Origin of the sequence: Haloferax namakaokahaiae, from assembly GCF_042663225.1 — an archaeon.
Classification (GTDB): Archaea; Halobacteriota; Halobacteria; order Halobacteriales; family Haloferacaceae; genus Haloferax; species Haloferax namakaokahaiae.
In genome coordinates, this window is record NZ_JBHTAA010000001.1 from 772,010 (window position 1) to 785,867 (window position 13,858).

At 63.1% G+C, this 13,858-nt stretch carries 16 protein-coding genes; 8 read left to right on the forward strand and 8 right to left on the reverse strand.

Going from position 1 to position 13,858, the window contains the following annotated elements; all coding sequences use genetic code 11:
* Positions 1 to 166: 166 nt before the first annotated feature.
* Complete coding sequence (locus ACFQJC_RS04165; protein ID WP_390221990.1) at positions 167 to 943, reverse strand: ABC transporter permease; 777 nt, start codon at positions 941 to 943, stop codon at positions 167 to 169.
* Entirely contained in the window at positions 940 to 1,893 is a 954-nt protein-coding gene (locus tag ACFQJC_RS04170; protein WP_390221991.1) for an ABC transporter ATP-binding protein, read from the reverse strand. The genes ACFQJC_RS04165 and ACFQJC_RS04170 overlap by 4 nt, the downstream gene beginning before the upstream one ends.
* Positions 1,894 to 2,205: 312 nt before the next feature.
* On the opposite strand from ACFQJC_RS04170, the gene ACFQJC_RS04175 reads away from it, so the two are divergent.
* The 5 genes from ACFQJC_RS04175 (at position 2,206) to ACFQJC_RS04195 (ending at position 6,167) form a co-directional block, all read left to right on the forward strand.
* Complete coding sequence (locus ACFQJC_RS04175) at positions 2,206 to 2,448, forward strand: hypothetical protein (RefSeq protein ID WP_390221992.1); 243 nt, start codon at positions 2,206 to 2,208, stop codon at positions 2,446 to 2,448.
* The gene (gene aceA / locus ACFQJC_RS04180; RefSeq protein ID WP_390221993.1) at positions 2,445 to 3,482 is read left to right on the forward strand and encodes an isocitrate lyase; all 1,038 of its coding nucleotides are present in this window, start codon (positions 2,445 to 2,447) and stop codon (positions 3,480 to 3,482) included. Before ACFQJC_RS04175 ends, aceA begins: the two co-directional genes overlap by 4 nt.
* A gap of 62 nt (positions 3,483 to 3,544) precedes the next feature.
* The gene (aceB, locus tag ACFQJC_RS04185) at positions 3,545 to 4,846 is read left to right on the forward strand and encodes a malate synthase AceB (protein WP_390221994.1); all 1,302 of its coding nucleotides are present in this window, start codon (positions 3,545 to 3,547) and stop codon (positions 4,844 to 4,846) included.
* A gap of 103 nt (positions 4,847 to 4,949) precedes the next feature.
* Positions 4,950 to 5,504, forward strand: a complete 555-nt coding sequence (locus ACFQJC_RS04190; RefSeq protein WP_390221995.1) for a DUF4112 domain-containing protein — start codon at positions 4,950 to 4,952, stop codon at positions 5,502 to 5,504.
* Between the two features lie 102 nt (positions 5,505 to 5,606).
* The gene (locus tag ACFQJC_RS04195) at positions 5,607 to 6,167 is read left to right on the forward strand and encodes a hypothetical protein (RefSeq protein WP_390221996.1); all 561 of its coding nucleotides are present in this window, start codon (positions 5,607 to 5,609) and stop codon (positions 6,165 to 6,167) included.
* Positions 6,168 to 6,241: 74 nt separating this feature from the next.
* Here the strand turns inward: ACFQJC_RS04195 and ACFQJC_RS04200 are convergent, their stop codons facing one another.
* A complete protein-coding gene (locus tag ACFQJC_RS04200) occupies positions 6,242 to 7,216 on the reverse strand; it encodes a DMT family transporter (protein WP_390221997.1) in 975 nt (324 codons plus the stop codon).
* Between the two features lie 194 nt (positions 7,217 to 7,410).
* Between ACFQJC_RS04200 and ACFQJC_RS04205 the strand changes: the two genes are divergently transcribed.
* Both ACFQJC_RS04205 and rnhB read left to right on the forward strand, forming a co-directional pair.
* On the forward strand, positions 7,411 to 8,694 hold the full coding sequence (locus tag ACFQJC_RS04205) for a tRNA pseudouridine(54/55) synthase Pus10 (protein WP_390221998.1): 1,284 nt from the start codon (positions 7,411 to 7,413) through the stop codon (positions 8,692 to 8,694).
* 1 nt (position 8,695) lies between these two features.
* Complete coding sequence (rnhB, locus tag ACFQJC_RS04210; RefSeq protein ID WP_390221999.1) at positions 8,696 to 9,343, forward strand: ribonuclease HII; 648 nt, start codon at positions 8,696 to 8,698, stop codon at positions 9,341 to 9,343.
* Positions 9,344 to 9,375: 32 nt separating this feature from the next.
* On the opposite strand, the gene ACFQJC_RS04215 is transcribed toward rnhB, so the two are convergent.
* From ACFQJC_RS04215 to secF, 3 genes are all read right to left on the reverse strand, one after another.
* The gene (locus ACFQJC_RS04215; RefSeq protein WP_390222000.1) at positions 9,376 to 9,606 is read right to left on the reverse strand and encodes a DUF7511 domain-containing protein; all 231 of its coding nucleotides are present in this window, start codon (positions 9,604 to 9,606) and stop codon (positions 9,376 to 9,378) included.
* Between the two features lie 243 nt (positions 9,607 to 9,849).
* The gene (gene secD, locus ACFQJC_RS04220; protein WP_390222001.1) at positions 9,850 to 11,409 is read right to left on the reverse strand and encodes a preprotein translocase subunit SecD; all 1,560 of its coding nucleotides are present in this window, start codon (positions 11,407 to 11,409) and stop codon (positions 9,850 to 9,852) included.
* Positions 11,406 to 12,269: a protein translocase subunit SecF gene (gene secF, locus ACFQJC_RS04225; protein WP_390222002.1), complete on the reverse strand. Its 864-nt coding sequence runs from the start codon at positions 12,267 to 12,269 to the stop codon at positions 11,406 to 11,408. Before secF ends, secD begins: the two co-directional genes overlap by 4 nt.
* A gap of 105 nt (positions 12,270 to 12,374) precedes the next feature.
* Between secF and ACFQJC_RS04230 the strand changes: the two genes are divergently transcribed.
* On the forward strand, positions 12,375 to 12,713 hold the full coding sequence (locus ACFQJC_RS04230) for a hypothetical protein (protein WP_390222003.1): 339 nt from the start codon (positions 12,375 to 12,377) through the stop codon (positions 12,711 to 12,713).
* A gap of 25 nt (positions 12,714 to 12,738) precedes the next feature.
* On the opposite strand, the gene ACFQJC_RS04235 is transcribed toward ACFQJC_RS04230, so the two are convergent.
* Together ACFQJC_RS04235 and ACFQJC_RS04240 are read right to left on the reverse strand one after the other, a co-directional pair.
* Positions 12,739 to 13,212, reverse strand: coding sequence for a DUF5812 family protein (locus ACFQJC_RS04235; protein WP_390222004.1), 474 nt, complete (start codon positions 13,210 to 13,212; stop codon positions 12,739 to 12,741).
* A gap of 50 nt (positions 13,213 to 13,262) precedes the next feature.
* Positions 13,263 to 13,796 carry a hypothetical protein gene (locus ACFQJC_RS04240; RefSeq protein WP_390222005.1) on the reverse strand — a complete coding sequence of 178 codons (534 nt, stop codon included), beginning with the start codon at positions 13,794 to 13,796 and terminating at the stop codon, positions 13,263 to 13,265.
* Positions 13,797 to 13,858 lie beyond the last annotated feature (62 nt).

A 13,858-nucleotide genomic window follows, 5' to 3' on the forward strand; every position in this document is an offset into this window, starting at 1 on the left:
CGCACGATGAATCTTTATTGTTCCGACATCCCCGATGTGCACCGAACAGACGGGAATCCAGAGAGTGCGTCGTGAGCCGTTCTACGGGACAAATGTGGAATGGAAGTCAGCGCCGAAATAACCAGCGAAGTCGGTCAGTCCGTCAGTCCGTCAGTCAGTCAGTCCGTCAGTCAGTCAGTCCGTAGCCGCGGCGGAACAGGACGATATTGACCGCGACGACGGCGAGCGTCAGAAGTGAGAGGACGGCGAGCGAGGTGTTCGGGTTGACTTCGCTCACACCCAAGAATCCGTAGCGGACGCCGTTGACCATGTAGACCATCGGGTTGGCGAGCGAGGCCTGTCGGAAGAGACCGGGAATCTCGTTGAGCGAGTAGAAGACGCCGCCGAAGAAGACCAGCGGCCGGAGGATGAACTGGCTCATCATCGTCAGGTCGTCGAAGTCGTCGGCCCAGAGACCGCCGATGACGCCGAACCCCGCGAACAGGAGCGTGATGACGACCATGAAGGCGACCAGATAGAACGGTTGGGCGACGCCGACGGTGGTAAAGACCATCCCGATGATGGCGACGAGCACACCCACCAGAATCCCGCGGGTCGCACTGGAGAGGACGTACGCGCCGACCATCGACGTGTAGGAGAGCGGCGAGGTGAGCGCCTCCTCGATGTAGCGGTTCCAGCGGCCGTGGAAGATGGAAAACGAGGCGTTCTCGAAGGCGTTCGAGACGGCCCCGAGGACGATGAGACCGGGGAGGATGAAGAGGATGTAGGGGACGCCCGCAATCTGGTCGATGCGCTCGCCGAGGATGACGCCGAAGACCGAGAAGTACAGCACGTTCGTGATAAACGGCGGGACGAACGTGTTGCGCGGGCGACGGACGAATCGAAGGACTTCGCGCTTCAAGAGAGAGTAGAACCCGGTCACGTCGAGGTTCGAGAGGCTCACTGTTCGACCCCCATCGTCGCGCGGTCTTCGCCCTGTCTGGTCATCTCGACGAACACCTCTTCGAGCGACGTGCGCGAGATTTCGAGGTCCACGATTTCGTGGCCGTCGCGGTCGAGCGCGCGAACCACGTCGGGAGCGACGAGACCGCCCTGTGAGGCGGTGACGACGAGGCGCGTGCCGTCGAGCGAGACGGCTTCGACGCGGTCGTCGGAGGCCGCGAAGTCCGGAACCGCAGTCGGTTCGTCGCGGAGTTGAATCACGATGTCGTCGGTGCCGCGGTCCATCAACTCGTCGGGGCTGGCGACTTCGAGGATGCGCCCCGAATCGAGGATGGCCACCTCGTCGCAGAGGCGTTCGGCCTCCTCGATGTAGTGGGTCGTGAGGAGAATCGTGGTTCCGCGTTCGTTGAGGTCGATGATGGTCTCCCACAGCTCGTGGCGGAGTTGCACGTCCACGCCCGCGGTGGGTTCGTCGAGGATGAGCAGGTCGGGGTCGGTGATGAGCGCCCGCGCGAGCATGAACCGGCGCTTCATCCCGCCAGAGAGCCAGTCGAATCGCGTGTCGCGCTTGTCGTAGATGCCGACCCGCTTGAGCACCTCGTCGGCGCGTGCTTTGGCTTCGCTCTCGGGAATCCCGTGGTAGCCCGCCTTGTGGACCAAGATTTCGTGAATCGGGAAGAACCGGTCTACGTTGTGCTCCTGCGGGGCGAGTCCGATGACGTCGCGTGCCTCGCGGTAGTCGTCTTCGACGTCGTAGCCGAAGACGCGCGCGTCGCCGCCGGATTTCCGGACGAGTCCGACGAGGATGTTGATGAACGTCGTCTTTCCTGCCCCGTTGGGTCCCAAGAGTCCGAAGAACGACCCCTGTGGTACGTCGAGGTCGATGCCGTCGAGCGCGTGGACCTCGCCGTACGACTTCGTCAAGTCGCGTATCTCAATCGCAGATTCCATTCGTTGGTGGCCGGTCAGACGTGGACGCGATTAAGCGTGCTGTCCGCGGAATGGCGTGGTTGGGCGTAGCACACCGCGACCATGGCATGCAATAGCATGTCATTTTAACCACCTAGTAGACCTGTGTGCCAAAATAAGTCATTAACGAATATTATCATTATTATTCATTAACTTTATCTCCGAGTTCGAAGACAACCCAATCGAGGTTCAGCACATGACCGTATCCGCAGTATCCGACGCATCCGCCGCAGCACATCTCACCGAATCGACCGATTTCGACCGCTATCGACCACGAACACCACCGAACATCCAATGACAGACCGAACTGACTCGACCCGAACCCGTACCGACCGACCGACCACGACCCCCGCGCCGACGCGAACTCCTCGCCCGCGCAGGTACCCCAACAACGAGGAGAACATGAACGCGCCGTTGGTCCCGCTTCTCGACCAACCGACGCAGGAGAACGACATCGAGCAGATTCGCCGCGACCTGACCGCCCTCCGACTGCAACTGACCCGCATCGAACGAGCGATGCAGACCGAAAACCAATGAATCCACGAGAACTCGACAGCGACGTCTTCACCCGCGATATCGACAACCCGAACGGCCGCGCCTTCCGCGAGATGCTGGACACCCAGAACTTCGTGTTCGCACCCGGCATCTACCACGCCCTCGACGCCCGACTGGCAGAGATGGCCGGTCACGACGCCGTCTACATGTCCGGCTACTCGACCGTTCTCGGACAGTTTGGCTTCCCCGACCTCGAGATGGTCACGATGACCGAGATGGTCGAAAACGCCAAGCGCATGGTCGAAGCCACCAACCTACCGGTCATCGCCGACTGCGACACCGGCTACGGCGGCATCCACAACGTCCGCCGGGCCGTCCGCGAGTACGAGAAGGTCGGCGTCGGCGCGATTCACATCGAGGACCAGACCTCGCCGAAGCGCTGTGGCCACATCGCGGGCAAGCAAATCGTCTCGCGCGAAGAAGCCCGCTCGCGGTTCGAGGCGGCCGTCGATGCCAAGCAGAGCGAGGACACGTTCATCATCGCCCGAACCGACGCCTACGGCTCTGCGAACGGCGACTGGGACGAACACCTCGAACGCGGCCGCATCTACGCCGACGCCGGCGTCGATATGGTCTGGCCGGAGATGCCCGACCCCAGCCGCGAAGACGCCATCAACTACGCCGAGACGATTCACGAGACGCACCCGGACCTCCCGCTCGCGTTCAACTACTCGTCGTCGTTCGCGTGGTCGCAAGAGGAGGACCCGCTGACGTTCGAAGAACTGGGTGACCTCGGCTACGAGTACATCTTCATCACCCTCTTCGGCCTGCACTCGGGTGCACACGCCGCCTACGAGGACTTCAAGACGCTCGCCCAAGAGGACGAGCGCGGACAGTTCGACCTCGAACAGCGCTACCTCGGCCACGAGACCGAGAGCCACCACGAACTCTCGTTCGTCTCGCGCTTCCAGGACATCGAATCGCAGTTCGACCCCGAAGCGCGTCGTCGCATGGAACAGTCGGCGGGCTTCTCCGAAGAGAACGACGCGCCGATCCAGAGTCAAAACGACGACTGACAGTCCGCAAAAACATCATTTCGACGACAATTCTTAACCCAAGATAATGCAATTGATAACACATGACTGAACGAAGACACGGCAGACAGTTCGTGCGGACGTTCTTCACCTCGCCGACGGCCGTCGAGGGCGAAGACGACTCCGCCAAGATGCTCCGACGAGCGATTCAACTCCGCGGCATGCAGGCCCCGGACGTGTGGGTCCCAGACAACGAGGACGCGACCGCGCCGTCGATGCGGGACGAAGGTGCCCGGAACATCGTTGAGGTCGTCTCCGAAGACGGTGCCGACTTCCCCGGCGAGATTCACCCGCGGGTGGTCTGGCACCGCGATAGCCCAAGCGCCCGGTATCGGGGCTTCCAACACATGCTCGAAATCACCGACCCCGAAGGCGGTGCCGTCGAGCACATCGACGGCTTCGTCATCCCCGAGGTCGGCGACATCGACGACTGGAAGAAGGCCGACGAGTTCTTCACCATCGTCGAGAACGAACACGGCCTCGAAGAGGGCAGTCTCACCATGTCCGTCATCATCGAAAGCGGGCAGGCCGAACTCGCCATGGAGAGCCTCCGCGACGAGATGGGCAAGCCCACGAACAACCTCGAACGGTTGTTCCTCCTCGTGAACGGCGAGGTCGATTACACCAAGGACATGCGAGCGATGACGCCGACGGGGTCGCTCCCGCCGTGGCCGGAACTCCGGCACAACACCTCTCGCGGGGCCAGCGCCGCCGGTCTCATCGCCGTGGACGGTCCCTACGACGACATCCGAAACGTGGAGGGCTACCGCACGCGCATGACCGAGAATCAGGCGAAGGGGATGATTGGCATCTGGTCGCTGACGCCGGGGCAGGTCGTGGAGGCGAACACCTCACCGCTCCCACCGAAGACCGGGAGTTGGCTCCTCGACGTGGACGGCCAGCGAGTCGAACTCGAATCCGAAGACGGCATCGAAGTCTACGATGGCGACTACGTGTCGCTCGACGCACTGGGTGACGACTACGAACTCCTCGTGGGAAGCACGACACGGACGCTCACCGGCGAGGAGTTACACGAAGAACTCCTCAAGATGACCTCGTACGTCCCGAGCATGGACGACATCGTGGACTCCATGGAGGAGTTCGAGGCCGCGAAGGAAGCGGGTCGCGGTGCCATCGCCATGGAGCGCTCGACCACGCTCCGAATCGGCCAGACCGAGTTCGACATCTCGACCGACCGAATGTGGGACGAAGCGACGTACCAGGCCGCGATGACGCCGATTAGTCTCTTCCAAGACGTGTACGAGAACCGCCCGGACCAACACGAAGAACTGGAAGAGCGCTACGGCGCAGACGTGGTCGAGCGCGCGATGCAAGTCGGTCGCTGAAGGCGACGACGCGGTCTTGATTTTTTCGAAACCAGTCAACGGACGCTGACTGTCTCGTTCCCCCGACGCCACGCTCAAGTAGAGTCCGCGCCAGAGTAGTGTGATGGACGATTCGTCAACAGTGATGTCGAGCGGAAGACGTCACGACGTGGGAGAACCCGTCATCGTCGATTTCGAGGAGACGGCCGACGAGATAGACGACGAGGTGATGAAACGCCTCCGAACGGTCAGTTTCTACCTCGACAACGCGATCGAGATTCCCGGGACGAACTATCGTATCGGGCTGGACCCGTTCTTGGGACTCATCCCCGGCGTCGGCGACGCCACGGGTACCGCGCTCTCCGCGTACATCCTCATCGAGGCGGCGACGCGCGGCGTGCCCCGCGAGACGCTGCTTCGAATGTTCGGGAACCTCCTGCTCGATTCGACCGTCGGCGCGGTTCCCGTCGTCGGCGACGCCTTCGACGCCGTGTGGAAAGCCAACGCGCGGAACGTCCGACTCATCGAGTCGCACGGCGAACTCCCCGCGGAGCGACAAGCGGCGGACCGGAAGTTCCTCCTCGGTGCCGTCGTCGTCATCACGGTGCTCCTTCTCGGTCTCGGCATCACGACGACGCTCGCCGTGCTCTGGTTCCTCGGCCAGTTCGGCCTGCTCTAAATTCTGATTTCTGACACTGCACATTGTGAGTGTGGGACAGGCTATCGACGGACAAAACATAAAGTAAAAGACATTTATGCGCAGGGTGGCAAATTTTGCGACATGGAACGACGAACGTTCATCGAGAGCGCGACGAGCGCGAGTGCCCTCCTCCTCGCCGGTTGTCTTGGCGGTTCTGTTCCGTCCGGGTCCGAAGGCGAGAGTACAACCGAAGCGACGACCACGACACCCGAGCCGACGCCGGCACCGGAGTCGGATATCGTGTTCCGCACCGAGAGCGGCGTCCTCCGCGCGGTCCACATGGGCGGCGACGAAATCGAAGCCGAGTCCACGACCGAAGTGTACGTCACCGTCGATGGCGAGCGTGCCCTGACGTGGGTCGATGAGAGCGAAGAGACGCAGTCGTACCCCATCTCGGTCGGGAACTACGTCGAAATCCCGTCCGCGGAAGTGGGTTCGACCGTCGAAGTCGTCTGGGTCGGTGCCGCCGGAAACGAGGAAGTCCTCGCCACACACGAGGTTCCTGCTGCTGAGACGGCCACCGAAACGACGACTGCGGCCGACGAGACGACGACCGCGAACGAGACGACCACGACCACGACGAACGAAACGGCAACTACCACCGAAGCGACGACGACGGCCGCGACGAACGAGAGCGCGTAAGCGCGCTCGCGGTGACGACTCTTCTCAGTATAACTCGGTCCCGAGCGCCGCGTACATTTAAATACGAATTCGCCTCAGTCGTCCGCAGGGGCGTGACCCCGATTCGAGGCTTCCGGCGAGACGAGACCGCTCCGAATCCCGAGACGGACGAGTCTCGGTTCGAGCGCGTCACGCTTCATAAAGCCGAACCCGACGAGGATGAGCACGAAGCCAGTAATCGTCGCCGGGCCGACGTGCTCGCCGAGGAAGGCCCACCCGCTGATGGCGGCGACGACGGGAACCGCGTAGTTGACGAGGCTAATCTCCACCGCGCCGAGTTCGTCGAGGAGGACGAAGTAGATGAGAAAGCCGACGGCGCTACAGAGGACGGCGAGAAACAGCAGCGCTGCGACGACGAGCGGCGACCGCGCGACCGATTCGAGACCGGGTTCGCCGAGTGCGGGGCTGACGGCGTGGAGCATCCCCGACCCGAGGAGCATCATCCACGCCTGCATGGGGACGACAGGGGGGTTGCCGGGCAGGCGTTTGACGAGCACCGAACCGAACGCCCACGCCACTGCCGCGAGGAACAGGAGGACGACACCCACGAGTTGCCCGCCGACCGACCCCGACGAGAGCGCGATGACGACGGTGCCGACGAGACCCAAGAAGACGCCGACGAACCCCGTGAGGTCGAGGCGCTCTTCGGGGAGTAACGACCACGCGAACACCGGCGTGAGGACGGGTGTGAGACTCAGGACGATGGCCGCGACGCCGCTCGTGACGTAGCGCTGGCCGGAGAAGAGGAGCGTGAAGTGCGTCCCGATGAGGAGCGCGCCGCCGACGAGGACGACGACCCACTCGTCGCGGCCGCGGGGTCGCCAGTCTTCGGCCGCGAGGAGACCGTAGACGAAGAGGACTGCCCCGGCGATATCGTAGCGGAGCGCGGCGAAGAGCGCCGGTGGGAGAACGTCTAACCCGACCTCGATGGCCATGAACGAGGTGCCCCAGAGAACGGCGAGGAGAGAGAACAGTGCGAAGTTTCGATGCGAAGATGAGGTGTGTGTCACGAGAAGGTCTCCTAATCCCAGGTGTTGCACCGGCTACCACGTCGCCGTACATTAATTTTCTCGGAAATAAGATAGCACGTAACCCGGGTGAGAATGCCACCCACTGGACGGGACGGCAATCCGAATCCAGCGCAGAACAACGCACCCCGCCGAACAAAGCAAGATAGTTACGCCCGCCGCGTTAGTCCCCGAGTATGAGCATCCTTGCGGACGCCCGAGAACTCGCCGCGAGCGGGCCGGTGTGTGACGCCTGCCTCGGCCGGGTCTTCGCCGAGCGGAGTTTCGGGTTGACGAACGCCGAACGGGGGCGGTCGCTCCGAATCGCCGCCGCACTCGACGACGACGAACCGTACGACCCCGTCAATACCGAAGACTGCTGGGTGTGTGAGGGCTACTGCGCCCAGTTCGACGAGTGGGCCGAACGCTGTGCAGAAGCCATGGAAGGAACCGAAGTTGCGACGTATCAAGTCGGCACGCGTGCGCCGCCGCTCGTCGAGGAGAACGAACTCCTCCTCCGCGAGGGTGCGGGGTTGCCCGAAGACGCCGGCGAACGGTTCAAATCCGAGTTCAACCGCGAAGTCGGCAAGCGCGTCGGCCGACTCACCGGCACCGAGGTGGATTTCACTCGACCCGACGTGCAGTTCTTGCTCGACATCGACGCCGACACCGTCGAGGCGCAGATTAACTCCGCGTTCGTCTACGGCCGGTATCGAAAGCTCAAGCGCGACATTCCGCAGACCGAGTGGCCGTGCCGCGAGTGCGACGGCTCCGGATTCGTCGGCAAAGAGTCCTGTGACCACTGTGGTGGCTCTGGCTACCTCTACGACGAGAGCGTCGAGGGCTTCGTCGCGCCCGTCGTGATGGACGTGATGGACGGCGTCGATGCGAAGTTCCACGGTGCAGGCCGCGAGGACGTGGACGCGCTCATGCTCGGCACGGGTCGTCCGTTCGTCGTGGAGATTCTCGAACCGCGTCGCCGCGACATCGACGTGGAACAACTAGAGGGCGACGTGAACGCGATGGCCGGTGGCTCGATAGAAGTCGAAGGTCTCCGACTGGCCACCTACGACATGGTCGAGCGCGTGAAGAAACTCGACGCGAGCAAGCAGTACCGCGCCGCCGTCGAGTTCGACGACGACGTTTCTGAAGAAGCACTCCAGAGCGCACTGGACGAACTGGAGGGCGCGACCATCGAGCAGTACACCCCGCACCGGGTGGACCACCGCCGCGCCAGCATCACCCGGACGCGCCACGTCTACGACACCTCCGGCGAACTCGAAGACCCGCGCCACGCAACCGTCGAAATCCACGGCGAGGGCGGTCTCTACATCAAGGAACTCGTCTCTGGCGACGAGGGCCGGACGAATCCGAGTCTCGCGGGCATCCTCGGGACCGGAAGTATCGTCACCGCGCTCGACGTCATCGCCGTCGAAGGCGAGGACGAACCGTTCGAGGACGACGACTTCTTCAAGGAGTAAGATGCGAATCGGCATCGACGAGGCCGGCAAGGGACCCGTCTTGGGTCCGATGGTCGCCGCGGCGGTTCGGGCGGACTCCGACTCGCTGCCCGACGGCATCGCAGACTCGAAGCGACTGACGCCCGCGCGACGCGAGGAACTCGCCGCGGAACTCCGGGCGCGAGAAGACATCTCGGTCGGCGTCGCGTTCGTCGAACCCGCGACCATCGACGACCCGGAGACGGACATGAACCTGCTGACGGTTCGGGCGCAGGTCGAGGCCGCCGTTGAAATCGCCGTCGCCGAGGACGAGGTCGTCTGCGACGCGGGCGACGTGAGCGAGGAACGATTCGGGCGTCGCGTCCGCGACGGAATTGCAGAACGGGGAACGAGCGTCACCGTCCACGCCCAGCACCGCGCCGACGACGAACACGCAATCGTGGGCGCGGCGAGTATCGTCGCCAAAGTCGAGCGCGACCGCCGAATCGAAGCGCTCGAATCGGAGTACGGCGAGGTCGGAAGCGGCTATCCGAGCGACCAGACGACGCGCGACTTCTTGCGGGAGTTCGTCCGCGAGCACGGGATTCTCCCCGCGTGTGCTCGCAAGTCGTGGTCCACGTGTAGCGACCTGTTGGCGGCCCACGAACAGGCGTCGCTCGGGGACTTCTGACGCGAGAAAAATACAGCGGGGTGTTGCGGGGTTCAGGCCATCTCGGCCAGCGAGACGTACGACCCTTCTTGTGCAGAGAGCCACGTCGTCAGCAGTTCGTCCTCGGAGAGACCAGCGGGGAAGATGGTACACTCGTCTGGGGCGTCGTCGTACGGCGCGATAATCGCCGTGTACTCCACGTCGTCTGCCGGAACCGATTCAGATTCCAGTAAGTCGAAATTCGTCGCAGCCGAGTCGTTGGGTCGAACTGGTGAGGTACTCATTGGTTTGGAGGGCGTGTTGTCACCGACACGCGGCGGTAATTCATACCACGCTTCGTTCAATAGTCGATTCACCATCTATATTATTGTGTCGGAAAGTATGCAATGGTTGAAATAATGACTTTCATCTACACAGTAAGAACCGGGATAGTTATACGATACCACGGGTGAAACCGAAGAATCCCTTCGAATCGGCGGAATGCCTTCGCTTTGGGCGATTGGAAGACGTGTCGAAAAAGAGAGTCGTTAGCGGTCGTCGGTCAGGAGGATGCGCAGGATGTCACCGTAGGCGGGACGGGTGACGAGCACGCCGACGAGCACGCCGAGGATGGTGAAGATAGCGAACCCTTGGAGGTCACCGAGCGAGAGCACCGCGAGCGGACTCATTGCGATGATAGTCGTCGCGGCGGCCGCGGCGATGACCCAGAACGCGCGACGGAAGCGCGACTGGAAGACCTTTCTCGACTTCACGGAGCCTTCGGCCATCACCTCGTCGGCGATGATGATGAGGTCGTCCACACCGGTCCCGATGACGGCGATGAAGCCGGCGATGACCGAGAGGTCGAGCGGGTAGCCGATTGCCGCGGCGAACCCGAGCAAGACGTACACCTCGGAGAGACCGGTGACGACCATCGGCAGTGCGACCTCGGGTTTGCCGTAGCGGAGGAAGACCACGCCAGCGACCGCGAGCACGGCGATGATGCCCGTCAGAAGCGAGTCGAACTTGAAGTTCTCACCCTGACTCGGTGAGATGTACGACGAGGTGCCGCCATCGACCCCCGAGAGGTCGAGTTGCGCCGGCAGCGCACCCGCACGAAGGTTGATGGCGATTTGCTGTGCCTCGGAGGTGTTGCGCGTCTGGAGTTGGAAGCTCGGTGCTTCTGCCCACTCGCCCGTTCGCATGCCGTCTGCGAGACCCGGACTCATCCCGAAGGCGTTGACGACCTCGCCGTTGACGACGAGCAGGAGACACGCTTCGGTCGTGTTCGGGTTCTCCATGTAGGTACAGCGCGTCCCGCCTTGCTGGGCGAGACCGGTCTCGACGACGTCCTCTTGGAACGTCTGGGCTGGCTGGTCACGAACCGAGACGGGGACGAACGCGCCGCCGCCGGTCTGTGGTTCCTGTGCCGTTCCGATAGACGTGAAGTCGTCCTGCGTCAGGACGGCTTCGCGGGTGTCGTAGCCCGACCCGCTCTCGTTCGGATAGTAGATGTCGATTTGGACGGTCCCGCGCTCGCTCACGAGGTCAACCACGTCGCCGCGGTCGCGGTTCGGCACTTCGATGAGGACGAAGTGCTCGCCCGTCGCGGTGGTCACCTGTTGGACCGTCCCGCCGGAGAGACCCGCCTCGTTGATCTTGGATTCGAGGACGCGAACCGTCTCCTGGCGCGTCGTCTCGGTCACGCCGTCTCTCACCTCGCCGTGGGCGTAGCCTGCGGCGTCGAGCGCGCTCGTGAGTTCGTCCGCGGTGACGTTTCGAGCGGTCACTTCGACGGTGTTCGACTGCGCGCCGAGACGTGCAATCACATCTGCAGCGTCGGCACCCTCGATTTGGGCGGCCACGTTCTGCTCGACGACGCGTTCGGAGTCGCCGTTGAACTCCACTTCCTCGGCGGTGATGCCGATGAGCGGGGCGCGAATTCGCGTTCCGCCGTTGAGTTGAAGCCCGTACTGGAGGTTCGTCAGGGAGGCGTCCTCGCCGACGGCGGGTTGACTGCCGACGGTCGGCGAGAAGAGCGCGAACGTCGAGAGGAGGATGGCGACGACGAGGAAGATGACTCGCCAGTTGTCTCGGAGCGTGCTCATCGTTTCACCCCCTCGTACTTGTACCAGCGAAGCAGGCTCACGTTGAGCAGGTAGGTGTTCATCAGATCGGCGGCGAGACCGAAGACGAGAACCGTCCCGATTGCGGCGAGCAGTTGGATGCCGAAGATAGTCGCCGTAATCGTCATCACGATCATCGCGGCGATGGAGGTGAGCGTCATCGTCACACCGGTGCGCATCGCCCGGTAGGTGGATTCGTAGAAGTCACCGGAGCGTCGGAGGACGTGGTTGTTCAGGAGGATGTCGGAGTCCACCGAATACCCGATAAGCATCAAGAGCGCCGCGACGGTCCCCAAGGACAACTCGATGCCGAGAATGTTCATCAGGGCGACGGGAATCACGATGTCCGAGAACGCGGAGATGACGACTGCGATAGAGGGGACGAACGTTCGAAAGAGCGCGAAGACCAAGAGGCTCATTCCGACGAACGCGACGGCGACGCCGCCGAGCGCGAGGAACTGCGTGTCTGAACCGAAGTTCGCCGACACGGCGTCGATAGAACGCACTTCGTAGCCGGCCGCAGCGGCCTGTTCTTCGAGTTCGGTCGTCGTTGCACTGCCTGCTTGGAACGTCAAGACGTACGTGTTGTCGGACGGCACAGCGCGAATCGAGTCGGGAGCGGGGGAGAACGCTTGTTGGACTTCGCTCTGTGGGGCGTCCGTTGCGATACGGAGTTCCGTGCCACCGGTGAAGTCGATACCCGGGTCCACGGGTGCGCCAGTCACGACGAACCACCCGGCGATGACGAGCAACGCCACCGCCAGTACGGCCAGTGGTATCGCCGCGAGTTGGCGATTCGTGTACTGGGTATAGTCTACATCCGGTACCGTAAACTCAACCATGAGTTCCGGTCCCGAGCGATGCGGAATAAGGTTTCTTATACGAGGTAGGGGTACGGGTTGTGAACCCGCGACAACGACATACGCCTCGAAGGCGAATCGTGACCTATGGCGACCGAATCGGCGACGAACGTCGTCGTCTCCTTCCCGGACGAACTGAGCGCGTGGGGGCGCGACCAACTGTTCGCCTCGCGCTTCGTGAACTACCTTCGGCGCGTCCACACGACGGCCGCCGTCGGCGACGAGTGGGACGAGTTCCTCGACGTGGGGTGTTGCGGCGACTCGCTCACGCTCACCCTGCGAGTCGAGGCAGTCGAACCCGAGGGAGCGACGGCACTCACCGGAAAGACGGAGATAGAGTACGTCGAGCGCGAGGGCGCGGTCCACGGCGGGTGGCGCGTCCAGAGCGCCGACGGTCCGGCCGCGACGACCGGCAAGGAATCGTGAGAAACGACTCCGAGAATCGAACGAATCAGGGCATGTAGCGAACCGCGACCACGCCGGGTGACGAACGGATTTCGACGCGGTTCACGTCGAGACGGGCGGCCCGCGAGAGCAGGCCCTCGCGGTCGTCGAGTAGGTCTTCGACGGCCTGTTCGGTCAGGTCTTCGGGGACCGAGAGGATGTGAATCTCGCCGCGGCCGGCGCGCTCGGTGCGGACGAGTTCGCCGTCGCCCTTGTCGCTGGCAATCTCTTTGGAGTTCGTCGTCGGCGACTCAGAGGACTGTTCGATACTGAGTTCCCATCGCGTCTCGATATCGACGAGTTGCCACGAGACGTTCATCGGCGGGTCGGGTGCGACGGTACCGCGAACGGCTTCGTCTTCTGCGACGCCGGGGTTGGACGAGAGCGTGTGTACTTGCCCGGATTCGACGTTCTTCAGTACTGCCGACTCCTCGTCGGCGGCCGTCACGAGGAACGTCCCCGTTTGTTCGGACTCGGTCATCGTCCGCTGTAAGTCATCAGGCCTTTTCCTCGTTTCGAGGTCAGTCGCCTTCAGCGAAGCAGTCGGTGCGCGCCGAAGATGGCCAGCGCGCAAACGAGCGGCGGAATCAGCCCAGCGAGCGGCGGCAGGTCGTAGAGGAACTGGACGACGGGGACGAGCGCGGAGATGGTGATGGGGCCGAGCGTGAACGGCGCGGGCGGCGTCTGCAAGTCCACCGGAATCGAGATGACGAGACCCACGTAGACCGAGAGCATGAACGCGAACCCGGTCAGTGCGAGGGTCACGTCGTAGCGGCGGTCAGAGCCAGTTCTCCGATGTCGGCGGGCGACGAAGAGAATCGGGGCGACCAGCGGCCCGACGATGAACAGTCCAACGAGGATGTAGAACGAGCGCGAGAGGGTCAGCGCCCCGCCGGGAATCGCCGCCGTCGCCGCGATGAGGACGATGAGTCCGAAGACGACGAAGAGCGAGACGATACCCGCGGCGAGCGCGCCGAGGACAACGTAGGCTTTGAACACCCACGAGTCGCTGTGCCGGAACGCGTACGGAAATGCCCCGAAGACGCCGCCGTAGTCGTCAGCCATTAGCCGGTCTTGGAAGGGACGCCGATTAAACCGACCGGTGTCGTTTTCACGCCGGCGCGCGG